Annotated in this window: 13 protein-coding genes; 8 read left to right on the forward strand and 5 right to left on the reverse strand. The window is 70.3% G+C overall.

Features of this window, described 5'->3' with window-relative positions:
* Window position 1 precedes the first annotated feature (1 nt).
* Both WFH44_RS02135 and WFH44_RS02140 read right to left on the reverse strand, forming a co-directional pair.
* Window positions 2-796 carry a TIM barrel protein gene (locus WFH44_RS02135; protein ID WP_336711368.1) on the reverse strand — a complete coding sequence of 265 codons (795 nt, stop codon included), beginning with the start codon at window positions 794-796 and terminating at the stop codon, window positions 2-4.
* A complete protein-coding gene (locus tag WFH44_RS02140) occupies window positions 793-1,896 on the reverse strand; it encodes a Gfo/Idh/MocA family oxidoreductase (protein WP_336711369.1) in 1,104 nt (367 codons plus the stop codon). The genes WFH44_RS02135 and WFH44_RS02140 overlap by 4 nt, the downstream gene beginning before the upstream one ends.
* Window positions 1,897-2,114: 218 nt before the next feature.
* Between WFH44_RS02140 and WFH44_RS02145 the strand changes: the two genes are divergently transcribed.
* From WFH44_RS02145 to WFH44_RS02170, 6 genes are all read left to right on the forward strand, one after another.
* Window positions 2,115-3,143, forward strand: a complete 1,029-nt coding sequence (locus WFH44_RS02145) for a LacI family DNA-binding transcriptional regulator (RefSeq protein ID WP_336711371.1) — start codon at window positions 2,115-2,117, stop codon at window positions 3,141-3,143.
* A gap of 100 nt (window positions 3,144-3,243) precedes the next feature.
* Window positions 3,244-3,915 carry a fasciclin domain-containing protein gene (locus WFH44_RS02150; RefSeq protein WP_336711373.1) on the forward strand — a complete coding sequence of 224 codons (672 nt, stop codon included), beginning with the start codon at window positions 3,244-3,246 and terminating at the stop codon, window positions 3,913-3,915.
* 176 nt (window positions 3,916-4,091) lie between these two features.
* On the forward strand, window positions 4,092-4,670 hold the full coding sequence (sigK, locus tag WFH44_RS02155; protein WP_336711375.1) for an ECF RNA polymerase sigma factor SigK: 579 nt from the start codon (window positions 4,092-4,094) through the stop codon (window positions 4,668-4,670).
* Window positions 4,670-5,638 (forward strand): anti-sigma factor domain-containing protein, encoded by a 969-nt coding sequence (locus WFH44_RS02160; protein WP_336711377.1) that lies wholly within the window; start codon window positions 4,670-4,672, stop codon window positions 5,636-5,638. Before sigK ends, WFH44_RS02160 begins: the two co-directional genes overlap by 1 nt.
* Before the next feature lie 365 nt (window positions 5,639-6,003).
* Entirely contained in the window at window positions 6,004-6,447 is a 444-nt protein-coding gene (locus WFH44_RS02165) for a DUF4383 domain-containing protein (protein WP_336711378.1), read from the forward strand.
* Window positions 6,448-6,636: 189 nt separating this feature from the next.
* Window positions 6,637-8,265: a molybdopterin-dependent oxidoreductase gene (locus WFH44_RS02170; protein WP_336711380.1), complete on the forward strand. Its 1,629-nt coding sequence runs from the start codon at window positions 6,637-6,639 to the stop codon at window positions 8,263-8,265.
* A 39-nt stretch (window positions 8,266-8,304) separates the two neighbouring features.
* Here the strand turns inward: WFH44_RS02170 and WFH44_RS02175 are convergent, their stop codons facing one another.
* Window positions 8,305-8,541 (reverse strand): DUF6480 family protein, encoded by a 237-nt coding sequence (locus WFH44_RS02175; protein ID WP_336711381.1) that lies wholly within the window; start codon window positions 8,539-8,541, stop codon window positions 8,305-8,307.
* A 126-nt stretch (window positions 8,542-8,667) separates the two neighbouring features.
* On the opposite strand from WFH44_RS02175, the gene WFH44_RS02180 reads away from it, so the two are divergent.
* Both WFH44_RS02180 and WFH44_RS02185 read left to right on the forward strand, forming a co-directional pair.
* Entirely contained in the window at window positions 8,668-9,387 is a 720-nt protein-coding gene (locus tag WFH44_RS02180; protein WP_336711383.1) for a hypothetical protein, read from the forward strand.
* Window positions 9,388-9,395: 8 nt separating this feature from the next.
* Complete coding sequence (locus tag WFH44_RS02185; protein WP_336711384.1) at window positions 9,396-10,688, forward strand: alanine racemase; 1,293 nt, start codon at window positions 9,396-9,398, stop codon at window positions 10,686-10,688.
* Here WFH44_RS02185 and WFH44_RS02190 read toward each other — a convergent pair.
* Both WFH44_RS02190 and WFH44_RS02195 read right to left on the reverse strand, forming a co-directional pair.
* A complete protein-coding gene (locus WFH44_RS02190; RefSeq protein ID WP_336711385.1) occupies window positions 10,685-12,112 on the reverse strand; it encodes a polysialyltransferase family glycosyltransferase in 1,428 nt (475 codons plus the stop codon). The two genes, WFH44_RS02185 and WFH44_RS02190, sit on opposite strands and share 4 nt — an antisense overlap.
* Window positions 12,109-13,083, reverse strand: a complete 975-nt coding sequence (locus tag WFH44_RS02195; RefSeq protein WP_336711386.1) for a glycosyltransferase family 2 protein — start codon at window positions 13,081-13,083, stop codon at window positions 12,109-12,111. The genes WFH44_RS02190 and WFH44_RS02195 overlap by 4 nt, the downstream gene beginning before the upstream one ends.
* Window positions 13,084-13,274: the final 191 nt, after the last annotated feature.

The raw sequence follows: 13,274 nt of genomic DNA on the forward strand, positions 1-13,274 counted from the left end.
CTCAGGCCTCGACGGTGAAGGCCGCCCGGAAGCGGTCCAGGGCCAGGTCGCTGTCCGATTCGGCCCAGGCCTCCAGGCCAACGGTGCCTTCGTAGCCGATGTCCGCCAGGGCGCGGGCCACAGCCGGATAGTTGATCTCCCCGGTGCCCGGCTCGCACCGGCCGGGCACGTCCGCCACCTGGACTTCGCCGATATGCGGCCGCGCCCGCCGGAGCAGCTCGATCAGGTTCCCCTCGCCGATCTGCGCGTGGTAGAGATCCAGCATCATCTTGACGTTGGGATGCCCGGCGCCCTCGACCAGGTCCAGCGTGTCCTTGGCCCGGGCGAGCGGAATGCCGGGATGGTCAACGATCGTGTTGAGGTTCTCCAGGACGAAGGTGATGCCGTGCTGCTCGCCGAGCGCGCCGAGCTTCTCGAGGGTCCGCAGGCCGGTCAGCCACATCCGGCCGTCGGAGCGGTAGGCCGGACGGGCGGCCTGCCCATCGATCAGCTCCGCCGGGTGGACCACCATGCGGCTTAGGCCGAGCTCGAGCGCCGTCGGGATGAGCTCGGCGGCGGTCCGCAGGACCTCGGCGGCCGAATTGGGATCGATCACGCTGCCGGCGGAGTAGCCGGTCATCGAGGAGAACGTGGCTCCCGTGGCGGCCAGCTTGCCGGTGTCGTGCCGGCGGGTGTCCCAGAGTTCGACGTCGAAGCCGCGGTCGGCGATGCGGCGGACCCGCTCCTCGATGGGCAGGTCCAGGTAGACCATCTCCGCGCAGACCGCCAGGCGGACGCCGCCCTGCGAGGCGCTCATCGGGTGGCCGCCGGAAAGGACGAGAGGGCGGCAACGTCGCTGACGTTGACCGTGCTGCCGGTTTCCACGGACTTGATGCAGGCCAGGGCGACGGCGAGGGCCGCCCGTGCGTCGGCGCCCCCGGGTGCGGCGGCAGGTGGCCGCGGCGTGCCGTCGCGGCGGCTGCGGACCAGCTCGGCGAAATGCGCGAGCTCGGCGGTGTAGGCGTCGTGGAAGAGTTCCACGTTCAGCCGGGGCGTGCCGCCGCTGAAGCCCTGCTCGGTATAGGCCGTGGCGGCCGTCTCCTGCAGCGATCCCGCGGTGACCATGCCGGCCGAGCCGAAGACCTCGCCCCGGACGTCGTAGCCGTAGAGGGCGCTGAAGTTGGCCTCGGCGACGGCGATCGCGCCGTTGCTGTACCGGATCGTCACGACGGCGGTGTCGAGGAAGCCCTGGTCCTTCAGCCCGGGCTCGACCAGCGCGTCCGCCATGACATGGACCTGCTCCGGCACGGCACCCTGGTTGAACCAGTTCAGTGTGTCGAAATCGTGGATCAGGGTTTCGAGGAAGATCGTCCCGGCCGGGATCCGGCCCGCATTCGGGATGCCTTCCGCGGTTCCGGGATCGCGGGTCAGGGACCGCAGCAGCCGCGGTTCGCCGATGGTGCCGGCGTCCACCGCGCGCTTGGCGGAGGCGAAGTCGGCGGCGAAGCGGCGGTTGAAACCGATCTGGAGTTCGACGCCGGCCGATTCCGCTGCGGCCACGGCGGCGTCGAGTTCTTCTACGGTCCTTGCCGCGGGCTTCTCGCAGAAGACGTGCTTCCCGGCGGCAGCCGCCTGGGCAATCAGGGACGAATGGAAGCGGGCCGGCGCGGCGATGATGACGCCGTCGATGTCCGGATCGTTCCATAGGTCGGAGGCGTCCGCGGTCACCTTGGCCACTCCGAGCCGGTCGGCGAGGACCGTGGCCGCGTCGAGGGCCGGATCGGCGATGGCTTCAAGACGGGTGCCGGCGATGCGGGTCGCGGCGCTTTCGGCATGGAAGGCCCCGATCCAGCCGGAGCCGATGAGGGCCAGCCGGACCGGTGCCGGCCGGGCAGGAGTCCGCTCGAGATATGCCATGGGTTGTCTCCTCGGTAGGGCGGCAGGGCGTCGCCGCCGCGGTTCTAGATCGATCTAGTAGATTGGATGGCATAACTGTGGCACAGCTGGACGGCGCTGTCTAGATCGATCTAGTATCGTCCTCAGTAGCAGCTCCTTTGGGCGCCGCCGGAGACGCCGGCAGACGGGACAGGCGGGCAGGGTGCCCGACAGATCCGGGGCAGAGGCGGAGGAAGAACGTGGAGCGTGGCCAGCAGCCGGACAGCCGGCCGGGACGCAGGCCGACGCTGGCCGACGTGGCGGCGGCGGCCGGGGTCTCGCGCGCCCTCGCGTCCATCGTGATGCGCGGCGCGGAGGGTGCCGGCGAGGCAACGCGGGAACGGGTGCTCGAAACCGCCCGCCAGCTGGGGTACCGCCCGGACTCCCGCGCGCGGCTCCTGCGCAGCAGACGGACCCGCCTGCTCGGAATCACGTTCACGGTGTCGGAGCCCTTCCACGGGGAGATCGTTGAATCCATCTACGCCGCCGCCGAGGCCGCGGGCTTCGAGGTGCTGCTCAGCGCCGTCGGCGCGCGGCGGCCCGAGGGCCGGGCGGTGGAGACCCTGCTTGATGCCGGGGTGGAGGCGGCGCTGATGATTTCGCCCTCCTCCGGCGAGGCAGACCTCGCCGCGCTGGCCAGGCAGGTGCCGGTGATCAGCCTCCTCAGCGCCGCCGCCCCCGGGATCGACGCCGTGCGCAGCGACGATGCGGCCGGCATACGGGCAGCCGTGCAGCACCTGGCCTCGCTGGGGCATCGGGACATCGCGCACGTCGACGGCGGGGACGCCGTCGCCTCGGCCGAGCGGCGCGCCGCCTACGAGGGAAGCATGCGGGAGGCCGGGCTCGGAGAGTGCATCCGGATCCTCCGCGGTGGGGCGCACGAAGCCGACGGCATTGCCGCCGCCGGCGAACTTCTCGCCGGCCGCCCGCCCACCGCCGTCGTGGCCTTCAATGACCGCTGCGCCCTCGGCATCCTCGAGGCTGCCTGGCGGGCCGGGTTGACCGTGCCGGACGACCTGTCCGTGGTCGGCTATGACGACAGCCAGCTCGCGCGGCTCGACCACGTCCGGCTGACCTCGGTCAGCCAGGACGCCGCGGGGCTTGCCGAGGCCGCCGTTGCCTGCGCGGCGGCGCGGCTCCGCTCGGAGGAGCCCGTCGGCCTGGTCCTCCAGCCGGCCCTCGTCGTCCGGTCGACCACCGGCCCGGCCCCGGAAATTCCTCCGCGCTGATCCAATCCGTCCGCCCGGCCGCTCCGAATTCCTCCCGACAGCCTGCACCGGAGTGCGGGACCCCAGGGTGGCACGGCTGCCCGGACGAAGGAGATCCATCATGGCTACATACACGAGGATGAGCGGGCTGGTCGGTCTGGCGGCTGCGGCGGCCCTGGGACTGACCGCGTGCGGCGGCGGATCCGGCAGCTCGGGCGGCGAGGCGGCCGAGGACAATATGAGCACCGGGACGCCGATGGAGTCGTCGGCGCCCGCGGCCGGGGAGATGGACCCGGCGTCAAGCCTTGTGGGCCTGGGCTGCGCCGACTACGCCGCCCAGGTGCCGGACGGCGCCGGGTCCGTGGAGGGCATGGCGCAGGATCCGGTGGCGACGGCGGCGTCGAACAACCCGCTGCTGACCACGCTGACCGCAGCCGTGTCCGGCAAGCTGAATCCCGACGTCGACCTGGTGGACACGCTCAACGGAGGCGAGTTCACCGTGTTCGCGCCGGTGGACTCGGCGTTCGAGAAGGTGCCGGCCAAGAGCATCGACGCGCTGAAGACGGACGCCGACGCGCTGACCGGCGTCCTCACCTACCATGTGGTGCCCGGCCGGATCGCGCCGGACGAGCTCACCGGCGAGCTGGAGACGGTGCAGGGCGAGCCGGTCGAGATCGCGGGCAGCGGGGACGAGCTGAAGGTCAACGACGCGAGCGTAGTGTGCGGCGGCGTCCAGACGGCCAACGCCACGGTCTACCTGGTCGACACCGTGCTGATGCCTCCGGCCAAGTAGCGGCGGCTTGGCAGCGGCCCGGAGGCCACGGCTCCAAAGCCGGGCCCGGAGGCCACGGCCCGAGACTGCGGCCGGATGCGGGATCAAGGAGCCCATCCGCATCCGGCCGCTCCACCACCAATCCCCATCGTTGCGAAAGGTGCCCTGTGCCCGACCGGCGTGAGAGTCTAGAGCCCATGCGACTGCCGTGGCTTCGCTCCGCCGAGCCTTCCCCGCCGACCCATGAGGACCTGGTCCGCCGGGTCGCGCTGGGCGACGAGGCGGCGTTCGAGGAGCTGTACGACGCGGTGTCGCCCCAGGTGTTCGGGCTGATCCGCCGGGTGGTCCGCGACCCGGCGCAGAGCGAGGAAGTCACGCAGGAAGTCTTCGTGGAGGTCTGGCAGCAGGCGGCGCGTTTCGACGCCGACCGGGGCCGGGCCGTCTCGTGGATCCTCGTGATTGCGCACCGGCGGGCCGTGGACCGGATCCGGGCGGCGCAGGCCAGCGCGGACCGGGACCTGCGGCAGGGCATTAAGGAATTCCAGGAGAGTTACGACGACGTGCAGGACATCGTCGAGGCGAAGATCGAGGGCGAACGGGTGCTCAAGGCGCTCGAGAGCCTCACCCAGGCGCAGCAGGAGGCAATCCGGCTGGCCTACTATGGCGGTTACACGCAGCAGGAAGTAGCCAACCTGCTCAAAGTGCCGGTGGGCACGGTGAAGACGCGGATCCGCGACGGCATGATCAGGCTCAGGGACAAGTTGGGGGTGGCGTGATGGACGAGCAGCTGCACATCCTGACCGGCTCCTATGCGTTGAACGCCTTGGAGGGAGACGAGCGCACGTCCTTCGAGCAGCACGCGCTGGCTGCCGAGCAGACCCGCGAGGAAGTCCGCGGGCTGAGCGCGGCGGCGGCGATGCTCGCCTACGGCGTGGAGCCGGTGCGTCCGCCGCAGCGCGTGAAGGACAACGTGATGGCCGCTATCCGCAACACCCGCCAGCTGCCGGCGGAGGCCGTGGCGACCGACGGCGCGGCGGATCGCGCGGAGCGGGGGTACGACGGCGGCGTCCGGCCGGGTGCCGGGGCGGACCTTCGGCTCGGGCCGGGGGAGGGCTCCGGCCCGGAGCGGGGCGGTGCGCAACCGGCCGCCGGCGCGGGGTCGGGGACTGACGAGCTGGCGGGGCGGCGGGGCCGCCGTTCGGCCGGAAGCGGCGGTTCGGGCGGGTCCAGGTCGGGCGGGACGAGGCCGGGCGGACCGAGGCGGGGCACGGTGCGGGCGCTGGCCGCCGCGGCGGCATTGCTGCTGCTGGCCGGCGCGGGGCTGGCCGGCTGGGCGCTCGGGCAGTCGGCCGAAAACAGCCGGCTCGAACAGCAGTTGGCGCAGGCCCAGCAGACCCAGGGCGCGATGCTCGGGATCCTCACGTCCGAGGACGCGAAGGTGGCCACCGCGCGGATGGCGGACGGCGCCGTCGTTACCGTTGCCTACGCGCCCTCGCTGAACCAGGGCGCGGTCACGGCGCACGGCCTGCCGGAGCTGCCGGCCGGCAAGACCTACGAGCTGTGGCTCCAGCACGACGACGTCATGGTCCCCGCCGGCCTGATGTCCGGTGCCTCCGCCGGGTCGCCCATGATGACGCTGCTCGAGGGGCAGCTCTCGGGAGCCACGGCCGTTGGCATCACGGTGGAGCCCGAAGGCGGATCCCCGGCGCCGACCACCGAGCCGATTATGGTGCGGGAGCTGTAGCCCGGCCGGGTTGATCATGGTGCGGGAGCTGTAGCCCGGCCGGGTTGATCATGGTGCGGGAGCTGTAGCCCGGCCGGGTTGATCATGGTGCGGGAGCTGTAGCCTGGCTGCCGCTTGTCCGCTGGCCGACCCCCGGCACTGTTCCTGCCCGCCGCTGATGGGCGCGCCCGGCGGTTGACCAGCCGACGGTCTCCATCCGAAACGATTGGCCCGAAACGACACGTTTAGGTCCTCTATACGAGCCGTTTCAGGCCAATCGTTTAGGCAACAGGGGCCGGGATCCGATCCGCAGGCCCCCTCCGCTCCGAATGACGAGTACCGGGCCGGCCAGCCGGCGGGCCCGGACGGATCCAAGGAGGAACACCATGTCTGTTTCAGCCACTCGAACCGACAGCCGTACCGCTGTCCAGGCCGCGGCGCTGGTTGTCGGCGCTGCGTTCCTGCTGGTCGGGGTGCTCGGCTTCGTCCCGGGCGTCACTTCCAACTTCTCGGAGCTCAGCTTTGCGGGGCACCACTCCGGCGCACTGCTGCTCGGGCTCTTCCAGGTGTCCGTGCTGCACAACATCGTCCATCTGCTCTTCGGCGTGGGCGGGCTTGCGCTCTCCCGGAGCCGCGCGGCTGCCAGGTCCTACCTCGTCTGGGGCGGCGCGGTGTACCTGGTGCTGTGGCTGTACGGGCTGCTCATCGGGCACGGTACTCCCGCGAACTTCGTTCCTGTTAACACGGCCGACAATTGGCTGCACTTCGTGCTGGGCGTGGCGATGATCGGCCTCGGCACGGTGCTGGGCCGGCGCCGGACGACGGCGTAGCGGTCCGGGCGGGCGGCGGCGATGGCGCGGCGGAAGGAAGTGGTCCGGATGGATGAGCGGCAGGAGCCCGCGTCCTCGGAGACGCCCCGGCGGCCGGAAGAAGCGGGCGGGCCGGGTGCGTCGGGCGGGTCGGGCAAGCAGGGTGTGCCGGAAGGAGCGGGCGGGCCGGGTGCGCCGGAAGGAGCAGGCATGCCGGCGAGGCGGGGTGCGCGGCGGCCCGGGAAGCGGCGCTGGCTCGGGGCGCTCGCCGGGCTCGTATCCGCGGCCGTGCTGTTCGCGGTGGCCGAGCTGGCGGCGGCGTTCTTCGGACCCGGCTCGTCCCCGCTGGTGTCGGTAGGGGCCGCGTTCATCGACTTCACCCCGCCGTGGCTCAAGGACTTTGCCATCTCGGTGTTCGGCACGGCCGACAAGACCGTGCTGTTCATCTCGATGGCGCTGGTGACCGCGGCGCTGGCAGCGCTTGCCGGGATGCTGGCCGTGCGGAGGTTCGCGGCCGGGGCGTCCCTGGTGGCGGCCCTCGCCGTCGTTATGGGAGTTTGCGTGGCGACCCGGGCGGTGAACAGCATCCTGGACTTGGTGCCCACGGCGTTGGGGACCTTGGCGGGGCTGCTGACGCTGAGCTGGCTCACGGGCAAAGCGGTGGAGGCGGGGGCCGGCGCGCCGGAAGCGGAGGCGGGGGCCGGCGCGCCGGAAGCGGAGGCTGGAGCGGTGGTCGCGGAGGACGGCTCTGCGGCCACGGCGGAGGCCAGGAGCCGGCGGAGTTTCCTGGTCGCGGCCGGGCTCACGGCGGCCGCCGCCGTCGTCGTTGGACTTGCCGGCCGGACGTTCTCCGCCGCCCGGAACACCGCGCGCATGGCCCGGCAGGCGCTGAAGCTGCCGGCCGCGAAGACGCCGGCCAAGCCGCTGCCCGCGGGAACCGCCGCGCCGGTGCCGGGGATGCCGCCGTACGTGACGCCGAACCCGGATTTCTACCGGATCGACACCGCCTTGGTGGTCCCGGAGATCGACCCGGCGGGCTGGAGCCTGCGGGTGCACGGGCTCGTGGAGGAGGAGTTCACCCTCAGCTTCGATGAGCTGCTCGCACTGGACCTGGAGGAGTCGTATGTGACGCTGACCTGCGTCTCCAACGTGGTCGGTGGCGACCTGGCCGGCAACGCGAAGTGGCTCGGCTATCCGGTGCGCAAGCTGCTGGAGCGGGCGCGGCCGCAGGCCGGGGCGGACATGGTGCTGTCCAGCAGCGTCGACGGGTTCACCGCCTCCACCCCGCTGGCCGTGCTGCAGGACCGGCGTGATGCGCTGCTGGCGGTCGGAATGAACGGCGAGCCGCTGCCGTTGGAGCACGGCTATCCCGTGCGCATGGTGGTGCCCGGGCTCTACGGGTACGTCTCGGCGACGAAGTGGGTGGTGGATCTGGAGGTCACGCGCTTCGCCGACAAGACGGCCTACTGGACCACGCGCGGCTGGTCGGAACGGGGCCCGATCAAGACCGCCTCGCGGATCGATGTGCCGCGGGCGTTCGACCGCGTCTCCGCCGGGACGGTGGCGGTGGGCGGTACGGCGTGGGCGCAGCACCGCGGTATTTCACGGGTGCAGGTGCAGTTCGACGGCGGTGGCTGGCAGGACGCGGACCTCGCCGCGGTGCCGTCCATCGATACCTGGCGGCAGTGGTCCTACCGCTGGGAGGACGCGCCGGCGGGACGGCACGAGGTGCGGGTGCGGGCCTACGATACGGCCGGCGAACTGCAGACGCAGGACGAGGCGCCGCCGGCCCCGGACGGCGCGACCGGCTGGCATTCGATCACGTTCACCGTGGAGTGACCTGTGCCCAGGCGCCCCGCGCTCTGGCGGGCCGCGGGCTCAGCCGAAGGCGAGGATTCCGGCGTAGGTGAGGAACAGCAGGGCGATGACGAGGGCTCCGCCCAGGATGATCACCAGCCAGACCCACTGCACCCAGCGCTTCCCGCCGCCCTCGTCGTGACCCTGCGTCATGCTGGTCGAGGCCTCACCCGGCGGGGTCTCGCCCGGAGGGACGCCGCCGCCCGGTTCGAGCCCGGTGATCTTCTGCTCCTCGGGATCGGGATTCTGGCTGTTCATCCGCGCTCTCCTGACGGTCGTGGCATCCTGCGGGCAACCCTTGCGGAGCCGGTCCCGACAAGCGTAGGCAGATGCTCAGTAAGCTGTCTACGCTAAGGAGCAGGCCGAGGAAGGGATGGCAGCGGCATGGGGAAGGACGTGGCGGCGGTAGCGGGCCGGGCCTTCGCGCGGGCATTCGCAGCGGTCAAGACGCTCCGCCCGGACCGGCCGATCCATCCCGCTGGCCTGCACCTGCGCGGCCGGCTGGAACGCGAGGGCGGCCCCTTCCGAAGCGGGATTGCGTGGCTGGACACGGCGGGGGATGACGAGGTGGAGGCCCGCCTGTCCCGCTCCATCGGGTTCCCGCCCGGCTGGCCGGACATCATCGGCCTGGCCGTGCGGCTCACGGCGGACGGGGCGCCGGTCGACATCCTGCTGGCCTCGACCGGCATGTCCAGGGCCGGCCGCTACGTGCTCCGCATGCGCCGCAGCGTCGACCCGGCGGCGATGACCACCATGATGCCGTACAGAGGAACGGACGGCCCGGTGCAGCTGGCCGCCCGCACCCTGCGACCGCATGGCCGGCTGCCCGCGGATCCGCGCGGGTTCCGCGACGCGCTGGGCGGCCGCGAGTGGGTGCTGGGGCTGTACCACGGCCGCCCGGACGCGCCCTGGCAGCGCTTCGCGACCCTGACGCTCCTCCCTTCCGCGGAGGCGGCAGATACTCCCATGCGCTTCGACCCCATGCAGCACCCGCTCCCCGGCGCAGGGACCTACAGTTGGACGCAGGCACTGCGCGAGCCCTCGTACGCTGTGGCGCGCAGGCCGGTGAAGGAGGAAACGCAGAGGCCCGTCGACCAGGAATGAGGACGCCCATGACCACCGCCAAGGAACGGGAAGCGAACGTGCTGGAACGGCTGATCGGAGGCGAGGACAAAGGCCTCCCGGTCGAGGCCGTCGGTCTGACCGTAGGAGAGTACCTGGCCAGCAAGCCGGAACTGTCGGAGTTCTGGACGCCCCTGCTGGTCCTCAGCGAGGACGCCATGGCCAACAACATCGCGTTCATGGCCGGCTGGCTGCGCGAGCGCGGGCTCGAGCTGATGCCGCACGGCAAGACCACGATGGCGCCGCAGCTCTGGCAGCAGCAGCTGGACGCCGGGGCCACCGGCATCACGGTGGCGAATCCGAGCCAGCTCAAGGTCGCCCGCGCGCACGGCTTCGACACGCTCATGCTGGCGAACCAGCTAGTCGACCAGAACGCCATCCGCTGGGTGGCAGGCGAGCTGGAGCATGCGAATTGCACCATCTGGTCCTGGGTGGACAGCGCCGACGCCGTGCGGCTCGCCGAAGAGGCGCTGTGCGGGCTCTACCCGGCCAGGCCGCTGTCCGTGCTGGTGGAGCTCGGCGTACCGGGCAGGCGCACCGGCGCCCGCGGCGTCGCGGCGGCTTTGGAAGTGGCCGAGGCTGTAGCGGCATCGCCGGTGCTGCGGCTGGCGGGCGTGGCGGGCTACGAGGGAGCGCTCGGCAAGGACCGCACGGAGCCGACGGTGGATCTGATCCGGCGCTACGTCGCGGACCTGCTCGAACTGCACGGCAAGCTCGGCAGCCGCTACGGCGACGGGGACGTGCTGGTCACCTGCGGCGGCAGCAATTACCCGGAACTCGTGGGCGAACTGTTCGCCGAGGCGCGGAAGGCGGATTCAGCGCGCTACGTGCTGCGGTCCGGGGCCTACATCACGCACGACGACGGCGCGTACCACGCGCTGTCACCGTTCGACCGGGATCGTGCGGGGGAGGAGCACCGCCTGGTGCCGGCCGCTCACGGTCTGGCGCGGGTGCTCTCCCAGCCGGAACCCGGCCTCGCCCTGCTCGACGGAGGCAAACGCGACTTTCCGTACGACGACGGACTGCCCGTCCCGCAGTTCGCGGTCTCCAACGCGGACGGGCAAGTGACCGCGCTGCACGGCGCCGTCGTCAGCGACATGAACGACCAGCATTCCTTCATGCGGACCGCCCCCGGGTGGGAACCCACGGTGGGCGACCTGGTCCCGCTCGGCCTGTCCCACCCCTGCACCACGTTCGACAAGTGGCGGCTCATTCCCGCGGTGCAGAACCTGGTTCCGGGCGAGGACGCCGTGATCACCCGGCTGATCGAGACCTGCTTCTAGGGGGTACGCCTGGCGAGCCGCTTGGCCCATCGGATCCCCACGCGGCGGGCACGGTGCAGAGGGTGGCGGGACCTAGGTGATTTGGGATCGCGGGGCGGCAGCGCTCCGGGGAGCTCCAGCTTCGTAAGCCTGCGCCGCTTGAAGTACCGCATGTCCGGCGTGCCGTCTGCGGTCGCGAGGAACGCCTCGGCGGAGGGCCGGACCGCTGCCAGGATGTTGGGCTGCATGCAATAGGCTACCGTCTCGACCAGTCGCTGCAGCGGAGCCGTAGCTCCGGCCGCGTCCGTTCCGGTGCCGCCCGGGATCTCTGCCGGTGCAGCGTAATTACGCTCGAGGAGGGCGTCGATGATGGTGACGGGGATGCGGTTGCTGTTTTCATAGGGTGTCAGCCGCTCCAGGAGAACGTCCGTGCCGACGGCTGCGACGTCGATATTGAACAAGTACTTCGCCGTCATCAGGGCGGTGGAGAAGCAGCTGACCACCAGGTCCGGCTTGAGCCGCTGCATGACAACCTCGGCCGGGCTGGTGGAGGTGAGTACATGAAGTTCCAGCCCCAGTTCGGCTGCGGCTGCCTGGATGGAGGTCACGGCGCCGGGGCCGGCACTGGGGTGCGGCTTGAAGACGCAGTAACGGATGCCGCGGTCCAGGGCCTTTTGCAGCATGGCCCGATGCAGTTCGATTTCCTCGTTGGACGAGAGGATGTTCAGCTCGGACAGGTACTGGCCCAGCACCAGTGCGGTCGGCTGTCCCGCAGCTTCCGCCCGCGCCCCGGACTTCTGCCGATCAGCGGCGGGGGTCCCGGAGAAGGCCGACAATGTCGTGTGCTCCTCGGGTAGTGCCCTGGCCAGTTCTTCCATGCCGCGCCGGAGGGCTGCCCGGTCGACGGGGACCAGCGCGGGACTGTTCTCGCGCAGCAACTGAGGCACCAGGCTGGGGACCAGATCGACGTAGATGAGCGACTTGAGCCGCTGAGCCATCTCGCGGGAGACGGGATTGCGCGTCGGGCCGTAGCTCATCAGGCCGTCCGAGTGCACAGAGATACGGGCGCTGGAGAAGATCCGGCAGAGCGCGACGGCGGGATTGACTTGGATCGACTCGACGTAAAGCTCCACGCGGTCGTCCCCGAGGTCCCACAAGGCCCGCAGTACACGCTGCCACATGTACAGTTCCTCCGCGCGCGGATTGAACTGCCCTGGACGACGTGGCCAGACCAGCGCGTTAAGGTCCACGGTGCGGTCAAAGCGCGAGGCGGCTTCTGCAAAGCCGGGTGCCTCGTGGAATGGAACCGACACCTCGGCAATCAGGGAGTTGTTCGACAGGACCAGGATCCGTTCACCGGCTGCCGGCGGAATGGCCCCCTCATCGATTGCGGCCGCCAGCGCGACGCACTGGTAGAGGGTAGAGACGACGAAAAGCTCTTTCACAGGGGCCTCCGAAGGACGGGCTCGAGCAGGGCACGCCGCTTGGGATCGAGCATGGCAAGGTTCTCGTACCCAATGTCGGGCGGTAGGGTCCCGAAGGTTTGGGCGATCCCGGTCTGCAGGTCTGAAAGGACGTCGGGTGCCATCTGGTCGGAGCGGTTGAGGTGATGGCAGGCGATGGCCAAAAACTGCCGGGTAGCCTTGGGCCAAAAGCGCTCCGGCTCACGGTCGGCGGCAACCAATCCGAAGACCTCTTTGTAGCTGCGCAGGAAGTCGAGCTGCCGCCGGTCGAAGATCTGGCTCAGCGAACTCGCGATGCCTCGTCGGTAGAAAGCCCCCAGCTCGTCAGAGACCGCATAAGACTGGGCTTTGAGGTGGAGCCGCCAAATCCACGGACGATCTTCGGCCGTGTGGAGTCCGTCGACAAAGTGGAGCATTCCGTCATCTTTGAGCGACCCATTGAAGATCCCGAAGGGTGCGAATGGGTAGTCGATCATGGTCGAGACCTGATACGGGCCGATGTCGTTGCGCGGATCCAATGCCACGCCGCGAAGCGCCTGCGGGGCACGGTGGATGGTGCGGCTTCCCTTGGTATGACGGATGTGGTCGGTTCGGATGAAGTCCACACCGAGCCGTTCGATTTCGGCCGTGATCTTCGGAAGATAGCCCTGCGCATACCAGTCGTCCGGATCAAGGAAGGTGATGAAGCGCCCGCCCGCCGCGTCGAGCGCTTTGTTGCGGGCTGCTGCGAGGCCCGTGGGCCGCTCGTTTCGCAGGATCTTGAGTCCGGGTAGTTGGCTTGCGAAGGCCTGGGCAAGCTCTCCTGTACCGTCCGTGGAACCGTCGTCGACCACCACTACTTCCAGCACGGAAGAGTCTTCGAACTGGCGGGTCAGGCTCGTCATCGAATCACGGATAAAGGGGGCCTGGTCCTTTGCCGGAACGATGACACTTATTAGAGGCTGGCTTACCAAATCGTTTTTCCCCTCGTCACCGGGTCAGTCTAAGGTGCGCTCCGGAGCTGCTCCAAAAGGTTGCTTCACAGGCGCGTCGTCCGCTGTTTCGGCCGTCGCCATCGGGGCGGGGCCGTTCCGCGCGGGCCTTGGTGCCCTATCCGCGACGTAAGGATCCCGGGTAGCTTTCGAGGTGGGCGGCCCGGCCGGCC

Source organism: Arthrobacter sp. USHLN218 (assembly GCF_037144715.1).
In the GTDB taxonomy this organism is placed as follows: domain Bacteria; phylum Actinomycetota; class Actinomycetes; order Actinomycetales; family Micrococcaceae; genus Crystallibacter.